The sequence below is a fragment of the Streptomyces sp. NPDC005151 genome, assembly GCF_053599875.1.
Window position 1 is genome coordinate 100170 of record NZ_JBSFYR010000002.1, and the last position, 19405, is coordinate 119574.

Annotated in this window: 18 protein-coding genes, 1 tRNA gene and 2 pseudogenes; 13 read left to right on the forward strand and 8 right to left on the reverse strand. The window is 71.1% G+C overall.

Annotation, left to right across the window (positions count from 1 at the left end):
* The first annotated feature begins 15 nt into the window (after window positions 1–15).
* The 3 genes and pseudogenes from ACWD6R_RS01980 (at window position 16) to ACWD6R_RS01990 (ending at window position 3548) form a co-directional block, all read left to right on the forward strand.
* Window positions 16–1658 (forward strand): annotated as a pseudogene (locus ACWD6R_RS01980) (amidohydrolase).
* A gap of 172 nt (window positions 1659–1830) precedes the next feature.
* Window positions 1831–2919 carry an S-(hydroxymethyl)mycothiol dehydrogenase gene (locus ACWD6R_RS01985; protein ID WP_451816903.1) on the forward strand — a complete coding sequence of 363 codons (1089 nt, stop codon included), beginning with the start codon at window positions 1831–1833 and terminating at the stop codon, window positions 2917–2919.
* Window positions 2919–3548, forward strand: coding sequence for an MBL fold metallo-hydrolase (locus ACWD6R_RS01990; protein ID WP_451816904.1), 630 nt, complete (start codon window positions 2919–2921; stop codon window positions 3546–3548). The genes ACWD6R_RS01985 and ACWD6R_RS01990 overlap by 1 nt, the downstream gene beginning before the upstream one ends.
* A gap of 10 nt (window positions 3549–3558) precedes the next feature.
* Here the strand turns inward: ACWD6R_RS01990 and ACWD6R_RS01995 are convergent, their stop codons facing one another.
* The 3 genes and pseudogenes from ACWD6R_RS01995 to ACWD6R_RS02005 all read right to left on the reverse strand — a co-directional run.
* Window positions 3559–4494 (reverse strand): pseudouridine synthase, encoded by a 936-nt coding sequence (locus tag ACWD6R_RS01995; RefSeq protein WP_451816905.1) that lies wholly within the window; start codon window positions 4492–4494, stop codon window positions 3559–3561.
* A gap of 167 nt (window positions 4495–4661) precedes the next feature.
* On the reverse strand, window positions 4662–4841 hold the full coding sequence (locus ACWD6R_RS02000; RefSeq protein WP_451816906.1) for a beta-galactosidase small subunit-related protein: 180 nt from the start codon (window positions 4839–4841) through the stop codon (window positions 4662–4664).
* Window positions 4841–5120, reverse strand: a pseudogene (locus ACWD6R_RS02005) (hypothetical protein); the annotation flags it as partial. The gene ACWD6R_RS02000 and the pseudogene ACWD6R_RS02005, both read right to left, overlap by 1 nt.
* A 411-nt stretch (window positions 5121–5531) precedes the next feature.
* On the opposite strand from ACWD6R_RS02005, the gene ACWD6R_RS02010 reads away from it, so the two are divergent.
* The 3 genes from ACWD6R_RS02010 (at window position 5532) to ACWD6R_RS02020 (ending at window position 8168) form a co-directional block, all read left to right on the forward strand.
* Complete coding sequence (locus tag ACWD6R_RS02010) at window positions 5532–6176, forward strand: GAP family protein (RefSeq protein WP_451816907.1); 645 nt, start codon at window positions 5532–5534, stop codon at window positions 6174–6176.
* Between the two features lie 365 nt (window positions 6177–6541).
* The gene (locus tag ACWD6R_RS02015; protein WP_451817063.1) at window positions 6542–7348 is read left to right on the forward strand and encodes an SDR family oxidoreductase; all 807 of its coding nucleotides are present in this window, start codon (window positions 6542–6544) and stop codon (window positions 7346–7348) included.
* A 274-nt stretch (window positions 7349–7622) separates the two neighbouring features.
* Complete coding sequence (locus ACWD6R_RS02020) at window positions 7623–8168, forward strand: hypothetical protein (protein ID WP_451816908.1); 546 nt, start codon at window positions 7623–7625, stop codon at window positions 8166–8168.
* An 88-nt stretch (window positions 8169–8256) separates the two neighbouring features.
* Here ACWD6R_RS02020 and ACWD6R_RS02025 read toward each other — a convergent pair.
* A tRNA-Leu gene (locus ACWD6R_RS02025) sits at window positions 8257–8344 on the reverse strand.
* A 182-nt stretch (window positions 8345–8526) separates the two neighbouring features.
* Between ACWD6R_RS02025 and ACWD6R_RS02030 the strand changes: the two genes are divergently transcribed.
* The 3 genes from ACWD6R_RS02030 (at window position 8527) to ACWD6R_RS02040 (ending at window position 11165) form a co-directional block, all read left to right on the forward strand.
* Window positions 8527–9852 carry a M20/M25/M40 family metallo-hydrolase gene (locus ACWD6R_RS02030; protein WP_451816909.1) on the forward strand — a complete coding sequence of 442 codons (1326 nt, stop codon included), beginning with the start codon at window positions 8527–8529 and terminating at the stop codon, window positions 9850–9852.
* A 152-nt stretch (window positions 9853–10004) separates the two neighbouring features.
* Window positions 10005–10238, forward strand: a complete 234-nt coding sequence (locus tag ACWD6R_RS02035; protein WP_451816910.1) for a chaplin — start codon at window positions 10005–10007, stop codon at window positions 10236–10238.
* Between the two features lie 138 nt (window positions 10239–10376).
* Window positions 10377–11165, forward strand: a complete 789-nt coding sequence (locus ACWD6R_RS02040) for a chaplin (RefSeq protein ID WP_451816911.1) — start codon at window positions 10377–10379, stop codon at window positions 11163–11165.
* Between the two features lie 70 nt (window positions 11166–11235).
* Here the strand turns inward: ACWD6R_RS02040 and ACWD6R_RS02045 are convergent, their stop codons facing one another.
* Window positions 11236–11424 carry a DUF5703 family protein gene (locus ACWD6R_RS02045; RefSeq protein ID WP_030918345.1) on the reverse strand — a complete coding sequence of 63 codons (189 nt, stop codon included), beginning with the start codon at window positions 11422–11424 and terminating at the stop codon, window positions 11236–11238.
* A gap of 47 nt (window positions 11425–11471) precedes the next feature.
* Here ACWD6R_RS02045 and ACWD6R_RS02050 point away from each other — a divergent pair, with 47 nt between their 5' ends.
* Window positions 11472–12131 (forward strand): hypothetical protein, encoded by a 660-nt coding sequence (locus tag ACWD6R_RS02050; RefSeq protein ID WP_451816912.1) that lies wholly within the window; start codon window positions 11472–11474, stop codon window positions 12129–12131.
* Window positions 12132–12613: 482 nt separating this feature from the next.
* On the opposite strand, the gene ACWD6R_RS02055 is transcribed toward ACWD6R_RS02050, so the two are convergent.
* Entirely contained in the window at window positions 12614–14857 is a 2244-nt protein-coding gene (locus ACWD6R_RS02055) for an ATP-dependent DNA helicase (RefSeq protein WP_451816913.1), read from the reverse strand.
* On the reverse strand, window positions 14854–15837 hold the full coding sequence (locus ACWD6R_RS02060; protein WP_451816914.1) for an aldo/keto reductase: 984 nt from the start codon (window positions 15835–15837) through the stop codon (window positions 14854–14856). The genes ACWD6R_RS02055 and ACWD6R_RS02060 overlap by 4 nt, the downstream gene beginning before the upstream one ends.
* A 140-nt stretch (window positions 15838–15977) precedes the next feature.
* Between ACWD6R_RS02060 and ACWD6R_RS02065 the strand changes: the two genes are divergently transcribed.
* Together ACWD6R_RS02065 and ACWD6R_RS02070 are read left to right on the forward strand one after the other, a co-directional pair.
* Window positions 15978–17027, forward strand: a complete 1050-nt coding sequence (locus ACWD6R_RS02065; RefSeq protein WP_451816915.1) for an LLM class F420-dependent oxidoreductase — start codon at window positions 15978–15980, stop codon at window positions 17025–17027.
* A gap of 357 nt (window positions 17028–17384) precedes the next feature.
* A complete protein-coding gene (locus tag ACWD6R_RS02070) occupies window positions 17385–18173 on the forward strand; it encodes a ferritin-like domain-containing protein (RefSeq protein ID WP_451816916.1) in 789 nt (262 codons plus the stop codon).
* A gap of 27 nt (window positions 18174–18200) precedes the next feature.
* Here the strand turns inward: ACWD6R_RS02070 and corA are convergent, their stop codons facing one another.
* Window positions 18201–19196, reverse strand: coding sequence for a magnesium/cobalt transporter CorA (gene corA / locus ACWD6R_RS02075; protein ID WP_451816917.1), 996 nt, complete (start codon window positions 19194–19196; stop codon window positions 18201–18203).
* Window positions 19197–19255: 59 nt separating this feature from the next.
* Here corA and ACWD6R_RS02080 point away from each other — a divergent pair.
* The coding region (locus ACWD6R_RS02080; protein ID WP_451817064.1) for a histidine phosphatase family protein at window positions 19256–19405 on the forward strand (150 nt) is incomplete at its 3' end.

Here is a 19405-nt window from a genome sequence, read left to right on the forward strand (position 1 = left end):
GAAACGGAACAACCCATGCACCACGCCCCCGCCGATCTCGTCCTCACCGGCGGCCCGGTCCTCACCATGGACGCCGCACGCAGCCGCGCCACCACCGTCGCCGTCACCGGCGACCGCATCACCGCCGTCGGCCACGACGAGGTGCGCGAACTGATCGGCCCCGGAACCGAAGTCGTCGACCTCGCCGGCCGGCTGCTCGTCCCCGGCTTCCAGGACGCGCACGTCCACCCCGTCTCAGCCGTCTCGAACTCGCCCAGTGCAACCTCACGGACGCCCGTACGGCGACGGACACGCTCGCCGCCGTGCGGGCGTACGCCGACAGCCACCCCGACCAGGAGTGGATCACCGGCGGCGGCTGGTCCATGGAGGCCTTCGGCGGCGGCAGCCCGACCAGGGACCGGCTCGACACCGTCGTACCCGACCGGCCCGTCTTCCTGGTCAACCGCGACCACCACGGCGCCTGGGTCAACACCCGCGCCCTGACGCTCGCCGGCATCACCCGGAACACCCCGGACCCCGCCGACGGCCGCATCGAGCGCGACGACCGGGGCGAGCCCACCGGACTCCTCCAGGAGGGCGCCATGGACCTGGTCGCCCGCCACACCCCGCGCTCCACCCCCGCCGACCGGCTCGCCGCCCTGCTCCGTGCCCAGCGCCTGCTCCACTCGTACGGGATCACCGCGTGGCAGGACTCCATCGTCGGTGTCTACGGCTCGATGGACGACGTGTCCGACGCCTATCTGACCGCCGCCCGCGACGGCTCGCTCACCGCCCGGGTCGTCGGCGCCCTGTGGTGGGACCGCGAACGCGGCGCCGAGCAGATCCCCGAACTCGTCGCCAGGCGGAAGGAGCTGACCTTCGGGCGGTTCCGGGCCGGCTCGGTGAAGATCATGCAGGACGGGATCGCCGAAACCGGCACCGCCGCCCTGCTCACCCCGTACCTCGACGCCTGCGGCTGCGCCACCGCCAACAGTGGCACCAGCTTCGTCGACCCCGTCGAACTGCGCCGGTACGTCACCGAACTGGACGCCCTCGGCTTCCAGACGCACTTCCACGCCCTCGGCGACCGCGCCGTGCGCGAGGCACTCGACGCCGTCGAGGCCGCCCGTACCGCCAACGGCCGTACCGGCACCCGCCCCCACCTCGCCCACCTCCAGATCGTCCACCCCGACGACATCGCCCGGTTCCGGGAGCTCGGCGCCACCGCCAACATCCAGCCGCTCTGGGCCGCCCACGAACCGCAGATGGACGAACTGACGATCCCCTTCCTGGGCGACGAACGGGCCGCGCTGCAGTATCCGTTCGGCGCACTGCTCCGCTCCGGTGCGACTGTCGCCGCCGGCAGCGACTGGCCGGTCAGCAGCGCCGAACCGCTGTACGGCATCCACACCGCCGTCAACCGGATCGCACCGGACGGCGAGGGGCCGGTCTTCCTGCCGGGGGAGCGTATCGGACTCACGGCCGCCATCGCCGCGTACACGGCAGGTTCGGCCTATGTGAACCACCTGGACGACACCGGCTCGCTGCGCGCCGGGGCCCTCGCCGACCTGGTGGTCCTGGACCGCGACCCGTACGCGGGCCCGCCCGAGGAGATCGGCGCCACCCGCGTCCTCCAGACGTACGTCGGCGGGCGCCGGGTCCACGACATGGAGGCCTGACCCGCCGGCAAGCGGCCCCCGCGGAACCTCCGGTGGGGGCCCGCCTCCCGCGCGCCACCGTGCCGCCGCTGCCGGGACACCCACGCACCGCGTACGGTTGTTCGTGTTCGATCTTCGGATGTCGGTCGAACACCAGAGAAGCCGGGACCGTCACGACAAGGGAGACCACGGTATGGCGCAGCAGGTGCAAGGGGTCATCGCACCGGGAAAGAACGAGCCGGTACGGGTCGAGACGATCGTGATCCCGGACCCCGGTCCCGGTGAGGCCGTGGTGAAGATCCAGACGTGCGGCGTCTGCCACACCGACCTGCACTACAAGCAGGGCGGCATCAACGACGACTTCCCGTTCCTGCTCGGCCACGAGGCCGCGGGCATCGTGGAGTCCGTCGGCGAGGGGGTCACGGACGTCGAGCCCGGCGACTTTGTCATCCTCAACTGGCGTGCGGTCTGCGGGCAGTGCCGGGCGTGTCGGCGCGGCCGCCCCTGGTACTGCTTCAACACGCACAACGCCAAGCAGAAGATGACGCTGCTGGACGGCACCGAGCTGTCGCCCGCGCTCGGTATCGGAGCGTTCGCGGAGAAGACCCTGGTCGCCGCGGGCCAGTGCACCAAGGTCGACCCCGAGGTCTCTCCGGCCGCTGCCGGGCTGCTCGGCTGCGGCGTCATGGCGGGCATCGGGGCCGCGATCAACACCGGCGAGGTCGGCCGTGGCGACTCGGTCGCCGTCATCGGCTGCGGCGGTGTCGGCGGCGCGGCCGTCATGGGCGCCCGGCTGGCCGGCGCCGCGAGGATCATCGCGGTGGACATCGACGACCGCAAGCTGGACACGGCGAAGAAGAAGATGGGTGCCACGCACACCGTCAACTCGCGCACCACCGACCCGGTCGAGGCGATCCGCGCCCTGACCGGCGGCAACGGCGCCGATGTCGTCATCGAGGCGGTCGGCCGCCCGGAGACGTACAAGCAGGCGTTCTACGCCCGCGACCTCGCCGGCACGGTCGTCCTGGTCGGTGTCCCCACCCCGGAGATGCAGCTCGAACTGCCGCTGATCGACGTGTTCGGCCGCGGCGGCTCGCTCAAGTCGTCCTGGTACGGAGACTGCCTGCCCTCGCGCGACTTCCCGATGCTCATCGACCTGCACCAGCAGGGCCGGATCGACCTCGGTGCGTTCGTCACGGAGACCATCGGGCTCGGCGACGTCGAACAGGCATTCACCCGGATTCACGACGGCGACGTGCTGCGCTCGGTGGTGGTGTTCTGATGACGGCCCACATCGACCACCTCGTCACCTCCGGCACCTTCGCCCTCGACGGCGGCGAGTGGGACGTCGACAACAACGTCTGGATCATCGGCGACGACACCGAGGCGATCGTCATCGACGCCGCCCATGATCCGGTCGCCATCGAGGACGCGCTCGGCGGCCGCACGTTGCGCGCCATCGTCTGCACGCACGCCCACAACGACCACATCGACGCGGCCCCGGCCCTCGCCGACGCCACGGGTGCGCCGATCATGCTGCACCCCGACGACCTGCCGCTGTGGAAGCAGACCCATCCGGACCGCACGCCCGACGCCGAACTGGCGGAGGGCCAGGAGCTGCAGATCGCCGGGACCACGCTCCAGGTCCTGCACACGCCCGGTCATGCCCCGGGAGCGGTCTGTCTGTACGCCCCCGAGCTGTCCACCGTCTTCACCGGGGACACGCTCTTTCAGGGCGGGCCCGGCGCCACCGGGCGGTCGTTCTCGCACTTCCCGACGATCGTCGCGTCGATCAGGGACCGGCTGCTCGCACTGCCGGCGGACACCACCGTCCGTACCGGACACGGTGACTCCACCACGATCGGCGCCGAGGAGCCGCACCTCGACGAGTGGATCGCCCGCGGGCACTGACGTCAGGGGATCACCGGTCCGGCCACGCGGAGAGCCGCAGCCCGCTCTCGAAGCGGCGCGGCCCGCCCGTGACCGGATCGGTGAACTCCAGCACCCGGGCAAGGAGCTGCAGCGGACGCGACCAGTCGTCCGCCGCCCCCTCCGGTTCGACCACCGGATAGACCGGATCATGGACGAGCGGCAGGCCCAGACTGTTCATATGAACCCGGAGCTGGTGAGTGCGCCCGGTGGCGGGCAGCAACCGGTAGCGGCCCAGCCCCGCCCGGTGCTCCAGCAGCTCGATCCGGCTCTCGCTGTTCGTCTCGCCCGGCTCCTCCCGGGCCGCGATCACCCCGCGCTCCTTGACGATCCGGCTGCGAACGGTGCGCGGGAAGGCCAGGGCCGGGTCGTACGGTGCCACCGCCTCGTACTCCTTGCGCACCCGCTTGTCGCGGAACAGCGTCTGGTAGGCGCCCCGCTCCTCGGGCCGTACGACGAAGAGCACCAGGCCCGCCGTCAGCCGGTCCAGCCGGTGCGCAGGCTGCAACGACGGCAGAGCCAGCTCGCGGCGGAGCCGGGCCACCGCTGTCTCGGTGATGTGCCGGCCGCGCGGTGTCGTGGCGAGGAAGTGCGGCTTGTCGGCGACGACGAGATGCGCGTCGCGGTACACGACACCGACGGGGAACGGCACCGGCTCCTCGGGCGCGAAGTCCCGGTGGAACCAGAGATACCGGCCCGCCGTGTACGGCTCGTCGGGCGCCACGGGCCCCTGCACCGAGACGAACCTGCCCTCGGCGAGCATGGCGTCCACCCGGTCCGCCCCGATCGCACCGCCGAACCGCGCCAGCAGATGGTCACGGACCGTCGCCCACTCCCCGCCCGGATCCTCGGGGAGCCGCACCCGCACCGGATCGATCCCGTCCCGCTGCGGCAGGGGCGCCGACGGAGGCTTCGCCCGGCCCCTCATCGCGAGGTGCCGGCCGGTGCGTCGGCGCCCGGGGCGCGGCAGCTGCTGACGGTGCTGGTGGTCATGGTGCCGGTCATCCTGTCACAGCGTCGGCGCAGCTCACCGGCGGTGTCAGACCGGCACTGGTTCCCGGTCCGGCGGCCACCGGACCGGGAACGAGCCGTACCTCACCCCACGGGTGAGAACACGAACGAGAACTCCGTCTCGGCCGCGTCGAGGCGGTACTCCGGCAGCACGCCCGGCCCGCACGACTGCGACCCGATGCCCTGCAGCGCGTGATCCAGGTGGGCCCAGACGGTCTCCCCGGCCACCAGATCCGGCCCGTGCCCCGCGGCGTCCAGCTGCATGGGTAGACGACATTCGTGTACACGGGAGCTCCGCCGGCTCCCTGCAGCACCCAGTGCCCGGGCACCGCGGCCGTTCCCCAGCCGGACGCGTCGAACCCGGACTGCGCGAACGAGGCGTCCTCGGCGGAAGCGGTCGGCGAGAGCCGGAACCGCTACTCCCCGTTCAACGACATCCGCCCGGCGTCCGACCCCGCGTACCAGGACCGGGGCGGCAGCCCGCCCGATCCGGGGGGACACATCCATGTACAAGGGGAGGGCGTGCGTATGCGTACGGCTCATGATTCTCCTTGCTCGGCAACGCCCGGTTCGCTGCGGGACGCCAGCCATGAATGAACCGTTTCAACAAGAGGTCGGAGGCATCGGCGCCGGATGGCCTCGGTGCCGCGCCGGATCGCCCGCTGGGCCTTCAGTCCACCGGAACGCATTCGGCCCATCGACGCCGTGGCCGGCTTGACGCGGTGATGCCCGGCCAACACAGTCGATATGTGCGACCCGACGTCCCCACCACGACCCGCGCCCGCGCACGCCCGGTCCGATCTCCGGCCGTCGGCAGACACTGAGGGAAGGCAGCGATGGCCGAGAACCGCGGCGAGGCGGGGGCACTGCCGTCCGGCGCGCACGATACCCCTGGCCTCGGAGAGCCGCGCGGACACGGGCCTCAGGACGGGACCGGCTACGCGGCCGGCAGCGATGATCGTTGACCTCGTCGTCATCGGCACGGCCATCACGCTCGGGCCCCTGCACAACAGCGCCTTCATTCTGCTGCTGACCGCCGACCGAGGGGTACGCAGGGGGCTGGTGTTCATCCTGTCGTGGCTCGCCGGCCTCCTGCTGGTGATCGCCGCCGTGATCCTGCTGACCGGCGGCACGCCCCCGGAGCGCCAGAGCGTTCCGTCGACTGCGGCGCTCGCGGGCAAGCTGGCCCTGGGCCTGGGGCTCGTCGCGTACGGCGAACGCAAGCGGCGCCGTCCGCCCCGCCCCCGCCACTCACCCAAGTGGATGGAGAGACCGGACCGCGTGTCCGGATGGACGGCGGCCGGACTGGCGATCCTGCTGCAGCCCTGGGCCATGGTCGGTGCCGGAGCCGCCACGGCAGTGGACGCGAATCTCTCCTCGGTCGCGTCCACGCTGGCCCTGACGGGGTTCTGCGTGCTCGCCACGTCCAGCCTGCTGGCGATGGAGCTGTACACCACCTTCTCGCCCATTACGGCAGAGGCCAAGCTGCGAGGGCTGCGCAACTGGCTCGACACCCATCAGGACCAGGCGATCGTGTCACTGTCACTTCTGCTGGGGCTGTGGCTGGTCGGCGACAGCATCTACCAGCTCGTCAGGTGAGGGCGGCAGCCCCGGACCGACCGCCACCACCACCGATGCGGGCCGGAGCGCCGGGGCCGGTCGCGGCGTCACTGGCCCGGTCGCGTGAGGTTCCCTTCCCACCGCGACCGTTCCGCGCGCCGGTCCGGCCCGCCCGCCGCGTTCGGTGATCCCCTCCTTTGGAGGTGTGGCGCGAAGCGGCTCACTTTCCGATACCGACCCTTCGGCTCCCGAGAGTCCGGCGCAATGGCACTGCGCCGTCCCTCCTCCAAGCGACTGCCGGCCCGACGGCCCGCCCGGCGGCGTTGTCTGCCGACCGACGGGCCGCACTGAGCGCCGAAGGAGACGTCGTGGTGGCAGGAAGTACCGGTGAGTCGCGGGGCGCGATGTCCGCGCGATTCGTGGCGGGGCAGAAAGCGCTGGTGACCGGGGCGAATTCGGGCATCGGCAAGGCGACCGCGATCGCCCTCGGACGGGCCGGTGCGGATGTCGTCGTCAACTACGTGGCCGGCGCGGACGAGGCCGAGAAGGTCGTGGACGAGATCAAGGGCTTCGGGGGCCGCGCCTACGCCCACGAGGCCGACGTGTCGCAGGAGGACCAGGTCGTCGCCATGGTCGCTCGCATGGTCGAGGAGCTCGGCACCATCGACATCATGGTGGCCAACGCAGGCCTCCAACGGGACGCGCCGACGGTGGAAATGACGCTCGCCCAGTGGCAGAAGGTCATCGACGTCAACCTCACCGGCCAGTTCCTCTGCGCGCGTGAGGCCACCAAGGAGTTCGTGCGGCGCGGTGTCGTCCCGGAGATCTCCCGGGCGGCCGGGAAGATCATTTGCATGAGCTCGGTCCACCAGATCGTCCCCTGGGCGGGCCATGTCAACTACGCCTCCTCCAAGGGCGGCGTGGGCATGCTGATGCAGACCCTCGCCCAGGAGCTGGCACCGCAGCGGATCCGGGTGAACGCCATCGCACCCGGCGCCATCCGCACCCCCATCAACAAGGACGCCTGGAACACCCCCGAGGCGGAGGCCGACCTCCTGCGGCTGATCCCGTACCGGCGGGTCGGAGATCCGGACGACATCGCCAACGCCGTCGTCGCGGTGGCGTCCGACCTTCTCGACTACGTCGTGGGCACCACGCTCTATGTCGACGGGGGGATGACGCTCTTCCCCGGCTTCGCCACCGGGGGCTGACGGCGCCCGTGCCCTCCGCGGCCCCCGGTACACAGGCCGGCCGGGCACCCGGTGACACTCTGTAGGTCTCCCGCCGCACATCAGCGGAGCCGTTCGACGATGTGGTCGCCGACCCGCAGGGCAACCGACGAGCCCGTGCTCGGCGATCGGCGGACAGTGATCGTTCATAGTGGCTCCGGAGGCGTCGGAAGCCCCCACCCCACCCACTATCCGGCAGAACGGATCTCCGCGCCTGGGCTGAAGGAGGGAAGCCGACGGGCCCCTCCGCCTGCCGGTGTCACGGCGATCGGCGGGGCTTCCGGTACTGATGTGGGCCGGGCTGGAGCAGCAGCGCAAGCGCATCGGACAGGCCGGACTCGACCTGGCCCCGGGGGAACTGCTGGCCGCCGCCACCGGTGAGGGGGCCGAGCTGGAGGGCATCACGGCGGTGTTCCTCCTGACCGCCGAGGACGACTTCAATGCGCTGACGGCCACCGTCCTGTGCGGCAGCGTCGAGGGATCCGTCCATCGCGTCGGGGCTCCGCGCGAGAGCCTCGGCGTGGTCGCCCCGTTCATCGGCGGCGAGGTCCTGTTCGGCACGGAACTGACCGGGGCGGCGCTGACCCGGAGGTACGAGGACGGGGCGTCCATCGTGACCAGGCCCGCGGACCAGGCCGCGCCGGCCGACTGGGACACGCTGTTCCTCGTCCGGGGCGACGGTCGGCTCGATCCGGTCACCGAGGCGAACCGCCCGCTGCCCGGGCCGGGCGACTTCGCCGTCCTCCTGGCTCCCGCCTGCGGCGGACGCCCGGCCGCGCCTCCCGCTCCGGCCGGAGTGTGACGGCGCCGGGCACCGCACCAAAAAGCAGATGCGGGCCGAGGCGATCCTCGACCCGCATCTGCTCCATCTCCCGTGGAGGGAGACCTTCTGGTGTCCGAGGGGGGACTTGAACCCCCACGCCCGATAAAGGGCACTAGCACCTCAAGCTAGCGCGTCTGCCATTCCGCCACCCGGACAAGGTGTCTGTCTCGCGGGCCGTGCCCGTTCCGACGTGGAAAACAATAGCAAACAATCGGGGGTGCTCGATCACGCCACTGGCCGTGTGAACGGCGCGTTATGGGGACGGGCGCCCTTGGGTGCGCGGGCCGGGCGCGGGAGGATATGGGGGAGCGCCAGGGTGACAGCGGAAGGAAGCAGCGTGAGCGAGACGAACAAGGCCGGCGGCCTCTCCGGCGAGGACGAGGTCGTGGACCTCTGTCGTGAGCTGATCCGGATCGACACCAGCAACTATGGAGACCACTCCGGCCCGGGTGAGCGGGCGGCCGCCGAGTACGTCGCGGAGAAGCTCGCCGAGGTCGGGCTCGAACCGAAGATCTTCGAATCCCACAAGGGCCGTGCCTCGACCGTGGCCCGGATCGAGGGCGAGGACCCGTCCAGGCCCGCGCTGCTCATCCACGGGCACACCGACGTCGTCCCGGCCAACGCCCAGGACTGGACGCACCACCCGTTCTCGGGCGAGGTTGCGGACGGCTGTGTATGGGGGCGCGGCGCCGTCGACATGAAGGACATGGACGCGATGACCCTCGCGGTCGTCCGTGACCGGATGCGCAGCGGCCGCAAGCCCCCGCGCGACATCGTGCTGGCCTTCCTCGCCGACGAGGAGGCCGGTGGTACGTACGGTGCGCGGTATCTCGTCGACAAGCACCCGGACCTCTTCGACGGCGTGACCGAGGCGATCGGCGAGGTCGGCGGCTTCTCCTTCACGGTCAACGAGAAGCTGCGGCTCTATCTCGTGGAGACGGCCGAGAAGGGCATCCACTGGATGCGGCTCACCGTGGACGGCACCGCCGGGCACGGCTCGATGACCAACGGCGACAACGCGATCACCGAGCTCTGCGAGGCGGTCGGGCGGCTCGGCCGGCACAAGTGGCCGGTCAGGGTCACCAAGACCGTACGGTCCTTCCTCGACGAACTGTCCGACGCGCTCGGCACCTCCCTCGACCCGGAGGACATGGACGCCACGCTCGCCAAGCTGGGCGGCATCGCCAAGATGATCGGCGCCACCCTCCGAAACTCGGCCGCCCCCACCATGCTCGGCGCCGGCTACAAGGTGAACGTGATCCCCGGCCAGGCCGTCGCCCACGTCGACGGCCGTTTCCTGCCCGGCTTCGAGGGCGAGTTCCTGGCCGACCTGGACCGGATACTCGGCCCGCGGGTCAAGCGCGAGGACGTGCACAGCGACAAGGCGCTGGAGACCGGCTTCGACGGCTCCCTGGTCGACGCGATGCAGGTCGCGCTGAAGGCGGAGGACCCGATCGCCCGCGCCGTCCCGTACATGCTCTCCGGTGGCACGGATGCCAAGTCCTTCGCCGACCTCGGCATCCGCTGCTTCGGGTTCGCCCCGCTGAAGCTGCCGCCGGAGCTCGATTTCGCGGGCATGTTCCACGGTGTCGACGAGCGGGTACCGGTCGACGGCCTGCAGTTCGGTGCGCGGGTGCTCGACCGTTTCATCGACAACTGCTGAATTACCGCGCCCTGTTCCGCCGGTAATCGCCAGCGTGTACGTACGTGACCGGAACGAGTGAAAGGGGTCATTGCCTCGTAGCCCGACTACTTATTCCTCGTTACAGGTGATGCGGTCCGCGGCTGGGACCGCATTGGCAACTAGGAGGAATAATGATCAAGAAGATCGTCGCCGCTGCGGCAGTCACCGGTGGTCTGGTGCTCGCGGGTGCGGGTATGGCCGTCGCCGACTCGGGCGCCCAGGGTGCCGCGGTCGGCCGCCCCGGTTTGATCTCGGGCAACACCATCCAGGTTCCCGTGCACGTGCCCGTGAACCTGTGCGGCAACACGGTCTCCGTGATCGGGCTGCTGAACCCTGCCTTCGGCAACTACTGCGCCAACTCCTGACGTTGTGCGTCAACCCGTAAGGGTTTGAGCCCGGTCGGCCCCGGAGCGCACGCCATGCGCTCCGGGGCCGCTGGGCGCTCCACCCCCGCACGGTCACGTCCGGGGGTATTCCGGAAGGTAGAAGGCAGGGAAAAACCTATGCGACAGGTCACGCGTAAAGGCCTGATGACCATGGCGGCAGCGGGCGGAGTGCTCGCGCTGAGCGGCGGGTACGCACACGCCGACGCGGGAGCGGCCGGCGACGCGTCGAATTCCCCGGGGGTGCTGTCGGGGAATTCGGTGGAGATCCCGGTCGACGTCCCGGTCAACGTATGTGGTAATTCCGTGAGTGTTGTCGGACTGCTCAATCCGGCGGCCGGAAACGCTTGCGGAAACGGTTCGGGAAACAGTGCCTCGGGGCGGCACGGCTCGGGCGCCCAGGCGTCGGGTGCGCAGGCATCGGGCCGCCACGCAGCGGCCGGCCGCGGCATGGGCGACCTGACCCGCGAGTACCGCGCCGGAACGGGCAAGCACCGGGCCGGAGGCAACGGAAGCTTCAGCGGCGCCACGGCCGAGGGGTACGCGAACGGGTCGCCCGGCGTCCTCTCGGGCAACAACATCCAGGTCCCCGTCGACGTCCCCGTGAACGCCTGCGGGGACAGTGTCACCATCGGCGGACTGCTCAGCCCCGCAACCGCAACCGGTAACACGTGCGAGAACGACCCCGACGTGAGCACGCCCCCGGTGGACGTTCCGGTCACCCCGGTCACCCCGCTCACCCCCGAGAAGCCCGAAGTACCCGGACCGCGAGGCGTGCCGAACGCGCCCGAGCCCCAGCTCGCCCACACCGGAGCGGGCGGGCTCGACCTGCTGGTCCCCGCGGGCGCGGGTCTGCTGCTGGCGGGCGCGGGTGCGGTGCTGTACCGCCGCTCCCGTATGGCCGCATAACAACGGGCTGCGGCACCGGGACAGGCCGGACGAAGAGGAGCGGGCCCCGCGGATGAGGGGCCCGCTCGTCTCACCAGGTGGCGCGTAGCTGGCGAATGATCCGCCGCCGCAGCCGCACCCTGCGGCTGCCGTCACGGCGCAGCGTCAATCGGTCCAACTCCCAGTGCCCGTACTCGGCATGGTCGGTCAGCAGGCGGGCGGTTTCCTTCCGGGAGACCCCGCGCGGTACGTAAACATCGACAAATTCGTATTCCGGCATCGCATCTATTGTGCGGGCAGAGGCTGTGTACGGATAGCGTCTGCACTATGTCTGATGCTGCGCAGCCCACCGCTGCCGAGGTACGCGCCGCCGCCGATGCGGTCAAAGCCGCACTCGACCATCACCTCGCGGCGGTCGAGCGCCGGTCCGGGGACGACGACCCCGCCGTCTATGAGGCGTTCAATGCACTGGCCGCTGCGGCCGAGGTCTACGACGAACTCCTCTACGACCGCTACGACGAGGTCACTCCCTTCGAGATCCCCGGCGCCGACGACTCCCTGCCGCCGTACGGCGGTCCCGAGGAGCCGAACGCGCTCAGCGTGCTGATCCGCCGCGACTATGCGGTGGTGGAGCCGCCCCGGCTGCTTGCCCAGGCACAGCGGATCGCCGACCCGGACCCGGACGGCCGCGCCAACGGGACCGGCGCCGTGGTCGGCGCCAGTGTCCATGCGGCGCTCGGCGTGCTCTTCGGTGAGTACGAACCGGACGAGATCGCCTCCCGGCACCAGGAGTTCGGCCTGGAGGAAGGCGACTCCACGCTCTGGGTCGCCGCGGCGGAAGAGCTTCCCGAGCCGGGGGAGTGGCTCAGTGCCCCGTTCGACGAGGCCGACCCTCAACTGGTGGTGTGCCGCTTCGACGTCAGTTCCGTCTTCGACGAGGACGAACTCGACGAGGAGCTGGACGATCTGGCGACCGACAGCTCCTGACCGCGTGCTGTCGGTGACAAACGGCCGTCGCCGGTGCCCTGCCCAGGGCACCGGCGACGCACCGGACGCCACGCGGCCGCCCTTCGGGCGACGGCGGCGGTTCGACGACAGAACCCAAGGGTTGCTGCGTCATCCCTGGCGGATCAGCGCGCGGCGTCGGATGCGGTGCCTCGCAAGGCGGAGGGGCGTCCGCATACTGGATGTATTCGGACGTTCCGACAACGCGGCGAGGTGCCGTAGCTGTCGTCGCGCGCCCGTCAGGGATTTCGGGACAGCCCTCAGAGCCTGTCGGGTGACCTTCGATCGGAAAGCGGACGCGGTCTGGTACGTGCGATTCCAAGGCGCCGGAAGGTCATCGGATGGGGTCTCCCCTGCTCGAACGAAGCTGAGAGCTTGGGGAAGGAGCTACTAGGGCATTTCGGCAACGCGGGAAGCGTGCGTGCCAGGGCGTGGCCGCCCGATCGAGGTCACCCGACAGGCTCTCAGGCGGTGACCGTCCGCTGTGCCTCCAGCAGGGCGCGCAGCCGGGTCGTGCGGTCCTGTGACGGAGGCAGGGCCACCGCGCGGGGCAGCGCCTGATCCACCCCGTGCACCACGGAGAGATGCCGCTCGCCACGGCTGAACGCGGTGTACACCCAGGCCCGGCTCAGCCCCTGAGCCGCGTCACCGGGCAGCACGACGACGACCGCGGGCCAGCGCATCCCGGCCGCCTGGTGGGCGCTGAGGGCCCAGCCGTGGCGCACGGACGACTCCACCCGCTCCTGCGGTACGACGACCGGCGTGCCCGCACAGTCCAGATGCAGTCCCTCGGCGTCGGCCGAGACGACCGTCCCGGGCACGGTCCTGCCGGGCGTCGGGACGTGTACGACCCGGTCTCCCGGGTCGAAGCCGCCGAACCGACCGGGACCGGGGTTGAGACGCTGCTTGAGTGCCGCGTTCAGCGCGCGGGTGCCCGCCGAGCCGCCGTGCCCGACGGTGATCACCTGGGTGTCGGCCGACGGGACGCCGATCGCACGCGGCACCGAGTCGGCGACCAGTTGCACGGTGCGGTGCACCGCCTCGCCGGCGTCCTGCACGGGGACGATCACCACCTCCTTGCCAGGGGCCGCCACCTGGTTCAGCTCGCCGATTCCGATCCCGGAGACCAGCTCGCCGATCGGACCGGGATCCGGCGTACGGGATACGACCTGCGGGCACGCGCGGGCGGCCAGGACGTCCGCGAACACCCGCCCCGCACCCGCCGAGCCCAACACCCCCGGGTCGCCGCTGAGCACCAGCCGGGAGCCGTCGGGGAGGGACTCCACCAGAATCGCGGCGGTCTCCACGTCCAGCTGCGGGGCGTCCAGCACGACCAGCAGATCGACGGCGATCGCCCCGTCCGTGTCCCGGCCGGGGCCCTCCGCGCCGGAGAGCAGCCCGGCGAGGGTGACGGCCGCCGACGGCTCGTCGAGCGCCTCGGCCAGCCGCCGTCTGCCGTCCACGCTGTGGGTGGCGCCGAGAGCCCGCAACCCGAGGGCGCGGGCTGCGACGATCAGCGTGGCGGGTTCCGCCCGCGCCGCTTCGCCGCCCGTGTGCGCGACCAGGCCACCGGCCGCGACCGCACTGATCAGCTCGGCCGCCGACGGGGAACCGGCGGCCGCGGCCGCCTCCGACCAGTCGGCGTCCTTCTCGCAGGCGTTGACCAGCCGGGCCAGACCGTCGGCGAGGCTCTCCTCGGCCAGCGCGTACCGCTCGAGACCGAGCAGTACCTGGGCCGGCTCCTGCCCGGCCCCGTCCGCCGCCTCGTCCCCGGGCTCTGCATCCCCGTCCGCTTCCTGGTCGTCCGGACCGTCCTGGAAAACCAGCACGACGCCCTCGGCGACGGCGTGCTGCACGGCCGCCTCCGGGTCGGTCACCGCACGCTCGGCGAGCGCGGCACGCACCGCCGACGTGTCCAGCGCGGTGTGGCCCTGCAGTGCGGCGCGCTCCAGCAGCCAGCCGACCAGCGCCGCCGTCCGCCGCTCGTCGTCCGGACCGCACGCGGCGCCCAGCAGGGCCCTTGCGAAGCCGTCCGCCTGCTCGGGCCGGACGGTGGGTACGGCCAGCAGCTGCCACGGGTCCGCGCGCAGCACGTCGGCCGCCTGCGCGCCGAGCGTCTCCGCCGCCGGTACCGCCAGGGTTTCGGGTGCCCCGCCCTCCGCCAGGACGGCCGTCACCGCGGCCACGGCCTCCGGAGAGGCACCCTGCGGTGCGAACACCGGCTCGGTTTCCCGGGGGCGTACCGGCGCGGGAGCGGCGCGGCGCGGTGCCGGTGCGGGCGAGTCGAAGAACGCGGCGCCGGGCTTCTCGCCGCTCTCCACGGCACGCACCGCCGCCAGCAGATCGGCCGCCTGCCCGCTCAGCTTGGCGCCCGCAGCGATCGGGCCCTCCTTTTCGGCCCTGCGCTTCTCGATCCGCTCCCGCAGCTCCCGCTGGGCGGCCAGCTCGGCCTCGGCCTCCGAGAGCGCGGCGGCAGCGGGCGCCGTGCCGGCGTCCGTCGCGCCGACCGCATCCGTCTTGTCGGCTCCCTCCGGGGCAGCCGGCTCCGCTGGCCCGTCCGTCTCCTCCGCCTCGCTCTCGTTGGCCCCCACGTCCTCGGCCACGTCCTCGGCGGACGGGGCGGGTACGGCGGCAGCGGAGCCGACGACGTCGGTGTCGTCGTCGGCGGCCGAGGGGCCGGGGGATTCCCCCCGGGGAAGCGCAGTCACAGCGTGCTCCATTCCTGGTCGGGATAGCGGTGCACGGGCGCCGACACATCGTCGAGCGCCTGGCAGATCTCGTCAGGAAGACTAAGCGCCTCCACTGACAATGCCTCCGTGAGCTGCTGCGCGTTGCGCGCGCCGACGATCGGGGCCACCACTCCGGGACGGTCCCGCACCCAGGCGAGAGCCACCTGCAGCGCCGTCGTGGCCAGCCCGTCGGCCGCCGTCGCCACCGCGTCCACGATGCGGCTCGCCGGGTCGTCGAGATACGGCTCGACGAACGGCGCCAGCAGTTCGGAGGCGCCGCGCGAGCCGGCCGGGGTGCCCGTGCGGTACTTGCCGGTCAGCACCCCGCGGCCCAGGGGCGACGACGGCAGCAGCCCCACGCCCAGATCGAGTGCGGCGGGCAGCACCTCGCGCTCCACGCCGCGCTGCAGCAGTGAGTACTCCATCTGCGTACTGGCCAGCCGGGTGCGCGCCCCGGGCGAGGCGAGCTGCCAGGTCGCCGCCTTGGCGAGCTGCCAGCCGCAGAAGTTCGACACCCCCGCGTACCGTGCGCGCCCGGTGGACACCGCCAGCTCCAGCGTCTGAAGGGTCTCCTCCAGCGGAGTCACCGGGTCGAAGGCGTGGAGCTGCCACAGATCCACGTAGTCCGTACCGAGCCGTTCCAGCGAGGCGTCCAGTGCCGCCAGCAGATGACCACGCGAGCCGTCGAAGCGGTGGTACGGGTCGGCCACGCTGCCCGCCTTCGTCGCGATGACCAGATCGCGCCGCGGCACCAGACCCTCGACGAGCCGCCCCAGCAGATATTCGGCCTCCCCGCCGCCGTACACATCGGCTGTGTCGACCAGCGTGCCGCCCGCCTCCCAGAAGGCCTTCAGCTGTTCGGCAGCGTCGTGCTCGTCGGTGTCCCGGCCCCAGGTGAGGGTGCCGAGCCCGATCCGGGACACTCGAAGGCCGGTGCGGCCGAGATGCCTCTGCTCCATGGGCGCTGAGATTACTGGCCAGAGCCCCACGGGGAGGAAGCCTGTGGACAACCCGGGGTCAAGTCGCCCCTGCCGGATCCGGGTGGTGCGCGCTAGAGTCCGGACCACAGGGACGTTACTGATCAGTAAGGGGAGCGGCTATGCGGCTCGGCATCAATCTCGGCTACTGGGGCGCTGGAATGGACGGCGACAACCTCGCCGTCGCCCAGGAGGCCGACCGGCTCGGCTACGACGTCTGCTGGGCGGCCGAGGCGTACGGCTCCGACGCGCCGACTGTGCTCACCTGGGTCGCCGCCCAGACCGAGTCCATCGACGTCGGCTCCGCGATCATGCAGATCCCGGCCCGCCAGCCCGCCATGACGGCGATGACCGCTGCCACCCTCGACTCGCTCTCCGGCGGCCGGTTCCGTCTCGGCCTCGGCGTGTCGGGACCGCAGGTCTCCGAGGGCTGGTACGGCGTCAAGTTCGACAAGCCGCTGGCACGCACCCGGGAGTACGTCGAGATCGTCCGCCGGGCGATGTCCCGCGAGCGGCTCTCGTACGAGGGCGAGCACTGGACGCTTCCGCTGCCGGACGGCCCCGGCAAGCCCATCAAGCTCACCGTCCACCCGCAGCGCGAGCACATTCCGCTCTACATCGCCGCGATCGGCCCGAAGAACCTGGAGCAGACCGGCGAGATCGCCGACGGCGCGCTGCTGATCTTCCCGTCCGCCGACCATCTCGAGGACACCGCGGTGAAGCACCTGCGGGCGGGCCGCGAGAAGGCCGGGAAGACCATGGACGGCTTCGACGTCTGCCCGACGCTGCCGCTCGCCATCGGTGACGACATCAACGGACTCGCCGACATGTTCCGCCCCTACACCGCGCTGTACGTCGGCGGCATGGGCAGCCGCAAGCAGAACTTCTACAACCAGCTCGCCCAGCGCATGGGATACGAGAAGGAAGCCGCCGAGATCCAGGACAAATACCTGTCCGGTGACAAGACCGCCGCCGCCGCCGCCGTACCGCACCAGCTGATCGACCAGACCACGCTGCTCGGTTCGGTCGAGCGCATCGCGGAGCGCATGCAGGCCTACGCCGCCGCCGGTGTCACGACGCTGACCCTCGCTCCGGCCGGTTTCACCCGCGAGGAGCGGATCGCCGCGCTGCGCGCCGGTACGGACGCGCTGGAGCGGTCCGGTCTGGCTTAGACCGACCGGCAATTGGGGGGTGGGTGAAGGAGCGGGGCTGGGGTGCGTGCATCGCAAGGCGGAGGATTGAGCCATGGCGGAGCCATGGTGATGGACGACAACGCCGCGAGGTGCGTGCCCCAGCCCCGTGACGCCGCCCCCCAACTGCCGGTCAGTCTTAACCGCCCGCGGGCAGCACTACGGCCGTGGTGGGGGCTCGGGGGTCTTCCCCGCCACGGCCGTTACGGAGCACAACGCGGCCGGCCCCCGTCGGTTACGCGGCACCCGTTCGGCCGCGCCGGGCATGCCTCCTGTTGCCTGCTTTCCCGTGCCGCATTTGAATTTCCTTCTGCGGACACCGGTACGGAGGCGCCAGCGATGCTCTCGGCAAAGAACCTGTTCCAGGAGATTTTCGACAACGACGAGTCGTTCCGGCTCTTCTGTTCGATCGCCGCAGGTGGCGAAAGTCAGGGCGGCTGGGAGAACGGCCGTATCGCGGCCCTGGCTCCCGAGAGCCAGCGCGCCCTCGTTCCCAAGATCGTCCGGCACGGCGCCGACGAGGACAAGCACGGCCGGATCTTCCACGCCCTGCTGAAGAAGCGCGGGCTGCGGCCGGCCGAGGTGCCGCACGAGACGGACTACACGATGCTGCTGGAGAAGCACGGCATCGGCCTCGCCCACGAGCAGCTGATACGTGACGAGCCGCTCTCCGAGCTCGACATCGTCACGTATCTGGCGCACAGCCGGGTCACCGAGCAGCGCGCATCCGAACAGATGGAAACGCTCCACAAGTATTTCGCCGACCACCCCGACGTGGGCCGTGCGGTGAAAATGATCTCGAACGACGAGGACAACCACCTGGCGTACTGCCATGAAGAGCTGCTCCGCCTCGCCCGCGCCGGACACGGCCGAACGATCCAGCGCATCCTGCGCGAGTGCGCCCTTGCCGAGATCCGGGTGTACCGCGATGTCAGCCTCGCCGTGATGGCCCACATGGGCCGCATCCTGGGCTGGTCCAGGGCCAGGGCGGTGATGCTCGCCGCGGGGATCCACGGCGTCTACGCGTACGAACGGCTCGTCGGCTGGCGGCGCATGGTCAGCCTGGAACTGCCCGAGCGGCGCGACGCGCTGGGCGGCCCGGCGGTACCGGCGCCCGAGTACGCCTGAGCGGCGCCTTCGGCGGGCAGCCTGTCGTCAGAGCCAGCCGTGGCGCTTGAACAGGCGGTACAGGCCGAAGACCGCGCAGCCCATCAGCCCGATCACCGTCGGGTAGGTCCACACCCAGTGCAGCTCCGGCATGTGGTCGAAGTTCATGCCGTAGATCCCCGCCACCATCGTCGGTACGGCCGCCATGGCCGCCCACGCCGAGATCTTCCGCATGTCGTCGTTCTGCCGCAGCCCTGTCTGCGCCAGATGCGCGGAGAGGATGTCGGAGAGCAGCCGGTCCAGCCCCTCCACGTGCTCGTTGGCGCGCGTCAGATGGTCGCTCACGTCCCGGAAGAACGGCTGCGAGTGCTCGTCGACGAACGGCACAGTGGCGCCTGCCAGCCGGAGCATGGGCGCGTTCAGCGGGCCGGTGGCCCGGCGGAACTCCAGCACCTGCCGCTTGAAGGTGTAGATGCGCGATGCGGTGTTCTTGGTGTCGACGGTGCTGCTCGGTGCGAACACCTCGGTCTCCAGTTCCTCCAGGTCGACCTGGAGTTCCGCGGCCACATCGATGTAGTGGTCGACGACGGCGTCGCTGACCGCGTACAGGACCGAGGTGGGGCCGTGCTTGAGCACCTCGGGATCGGCCTCCAGCCGGCGGCGTACCTCGGCGAGCGGCGCGCTCTCCCCGTGCCGGACCGTCACGACGAACGAGTCGCCTATGAAGAGCATCAGCTCGTCGGTGGTGACCGTGTCGCCCTCGGGTTCGTACACCACCGGCTTGATGACCACGAAGAGGGAGTCGTCGTACACCTCCAGCTTCGGCCGCTGGTGCGCGCTCAGCGCGTCCTCCACGGCCAGTGGATGGAGCCCGAACTCGCTGCTGACGAGGTCGAACTCGTTCTCCGTGGGCTCGTGCAGCCCGATCCAGAGAAACGCGTCCCCGGTGGCCCGTGCCTCGTCGAGGGCATCGGAGAAGTCGGCAGGTCCGTCGGTACGACGCCCATCCCGATAAATCGCGCAGTCCACAATCACGGCGCGCATTCTTCCCTGCTCCGGTCCCCGACGCACCTCCTGAGGGACATCGGCCTACGCTGGCTCGTATGCCCACCCTGATCCTCGTACGCCACGGACGCTCCACTGCCAACACGGCGGGGGTGCTCGCCGGCCGGACCCCCGGTGTCGCGCTCGACGAGCGCGGCGTCGCGCAGGCCGCCGCGCTCGTCGAGCGGCTCGCCTCCCTGCCCCTCGCC

Coding starts and splice junctions, on each gene's coding strand:
- ACWD6R_RS01985 (WP_451816903.1), top strand. CDS start 1,831: ATGGCGCAGCAGGTGCAAGGGGTCATCGCACCGGGAAAGAACGAGCCG.
- ACWD6R_RS01990 (WP_451816904.1), top strand. CDS start 2,919: ATGACGGCCCACATCGACCACCTCGTCACCTCCGGCACCTTCGCCCTC.
- ACWD6R_RS01995 (WP_451816905.1), bottom strand. CDS start 4,494: ATGAGGGGCCGGGCGAAGCCTCCGTCGGCGCCCCTGCCGCAGCGGGAC.
- ACWD6R_RS02000 (WP_451816906.1), bottom strand. CDS start 4,841: ATGCAGCTGGACGCCGCGGGGCACGGGCCGGATCTGGTGGCCGGGGAG.
- ACWD6R_RS02010 (WP_451816907.1), top strand. CDS start 5,532: ATGATCGTTGACCTCGTCGTCATCGGCACGGCCATCACGCTCGGGCCC.
- ACWD6R_RS02015 (WP_451817063.1), top strand. CDS start 6,542: ATGTCCGCGCGATTCGTGGCGGGGCAGAAAGCGCTGGTGACCGGGGCG.
- ACWD6R_RS02035 (WP_451816910.1), top strand. CDS start 10,005: ATGATCAAGAAGATCGTCGCCGCTGCGGCAGTCACCGGTGGTCTGGTG.
- ACWD6R_RS02040 (WP_451816911.1), top strand. CDS start 10,377: ATGCGACAGGTCACGCGTAAAGGCCTGATGACCATGGCGGCAGCGGGC.
- ACWD6R_RS02045 (WP_030918345.1), bottom strand. CDS start 11,424: ATGCCGGAATACGAATTTGTCGATGTTTACGTACCGCGCGGGGTCTCC.
- ACWD6R_RS02050 (WP_451816912.1), top strand. CDS start 11,472: ATGTCTGATGCTGCGCAGCCCACCGCTGCCGAGGTACGCGCCGCCGCC.
- ACWD6R_RS02060 (WP_451816914.1), bottom strand. CDS start 15,837: ATGGAGCAGAGGCATCTCGGCCGCACCGGCCTTCGAGTGTCCCGGATC.
- ACWD6R_RS02065 (WP_451816915.1), top strand. CDS start 15,978: ATGCGGCTCGGCATCAATCTCGGCTACTGGGGCGCTGGAATGGACGGC.
- ACWD6R_RS02070 (WP_451816916.1), top strand. CDS start 17,385: ATGCTCTCGGCAAAGAACCTGTTCCAGGAGATTTTCGACAACGACGAG.
- corA (WP_451816917.1), bottom strand. CDS start 19,196: ATGCGCGCCGTGATTGTGGACTGCGCGATTTATCGGGATGGGCGTCGT.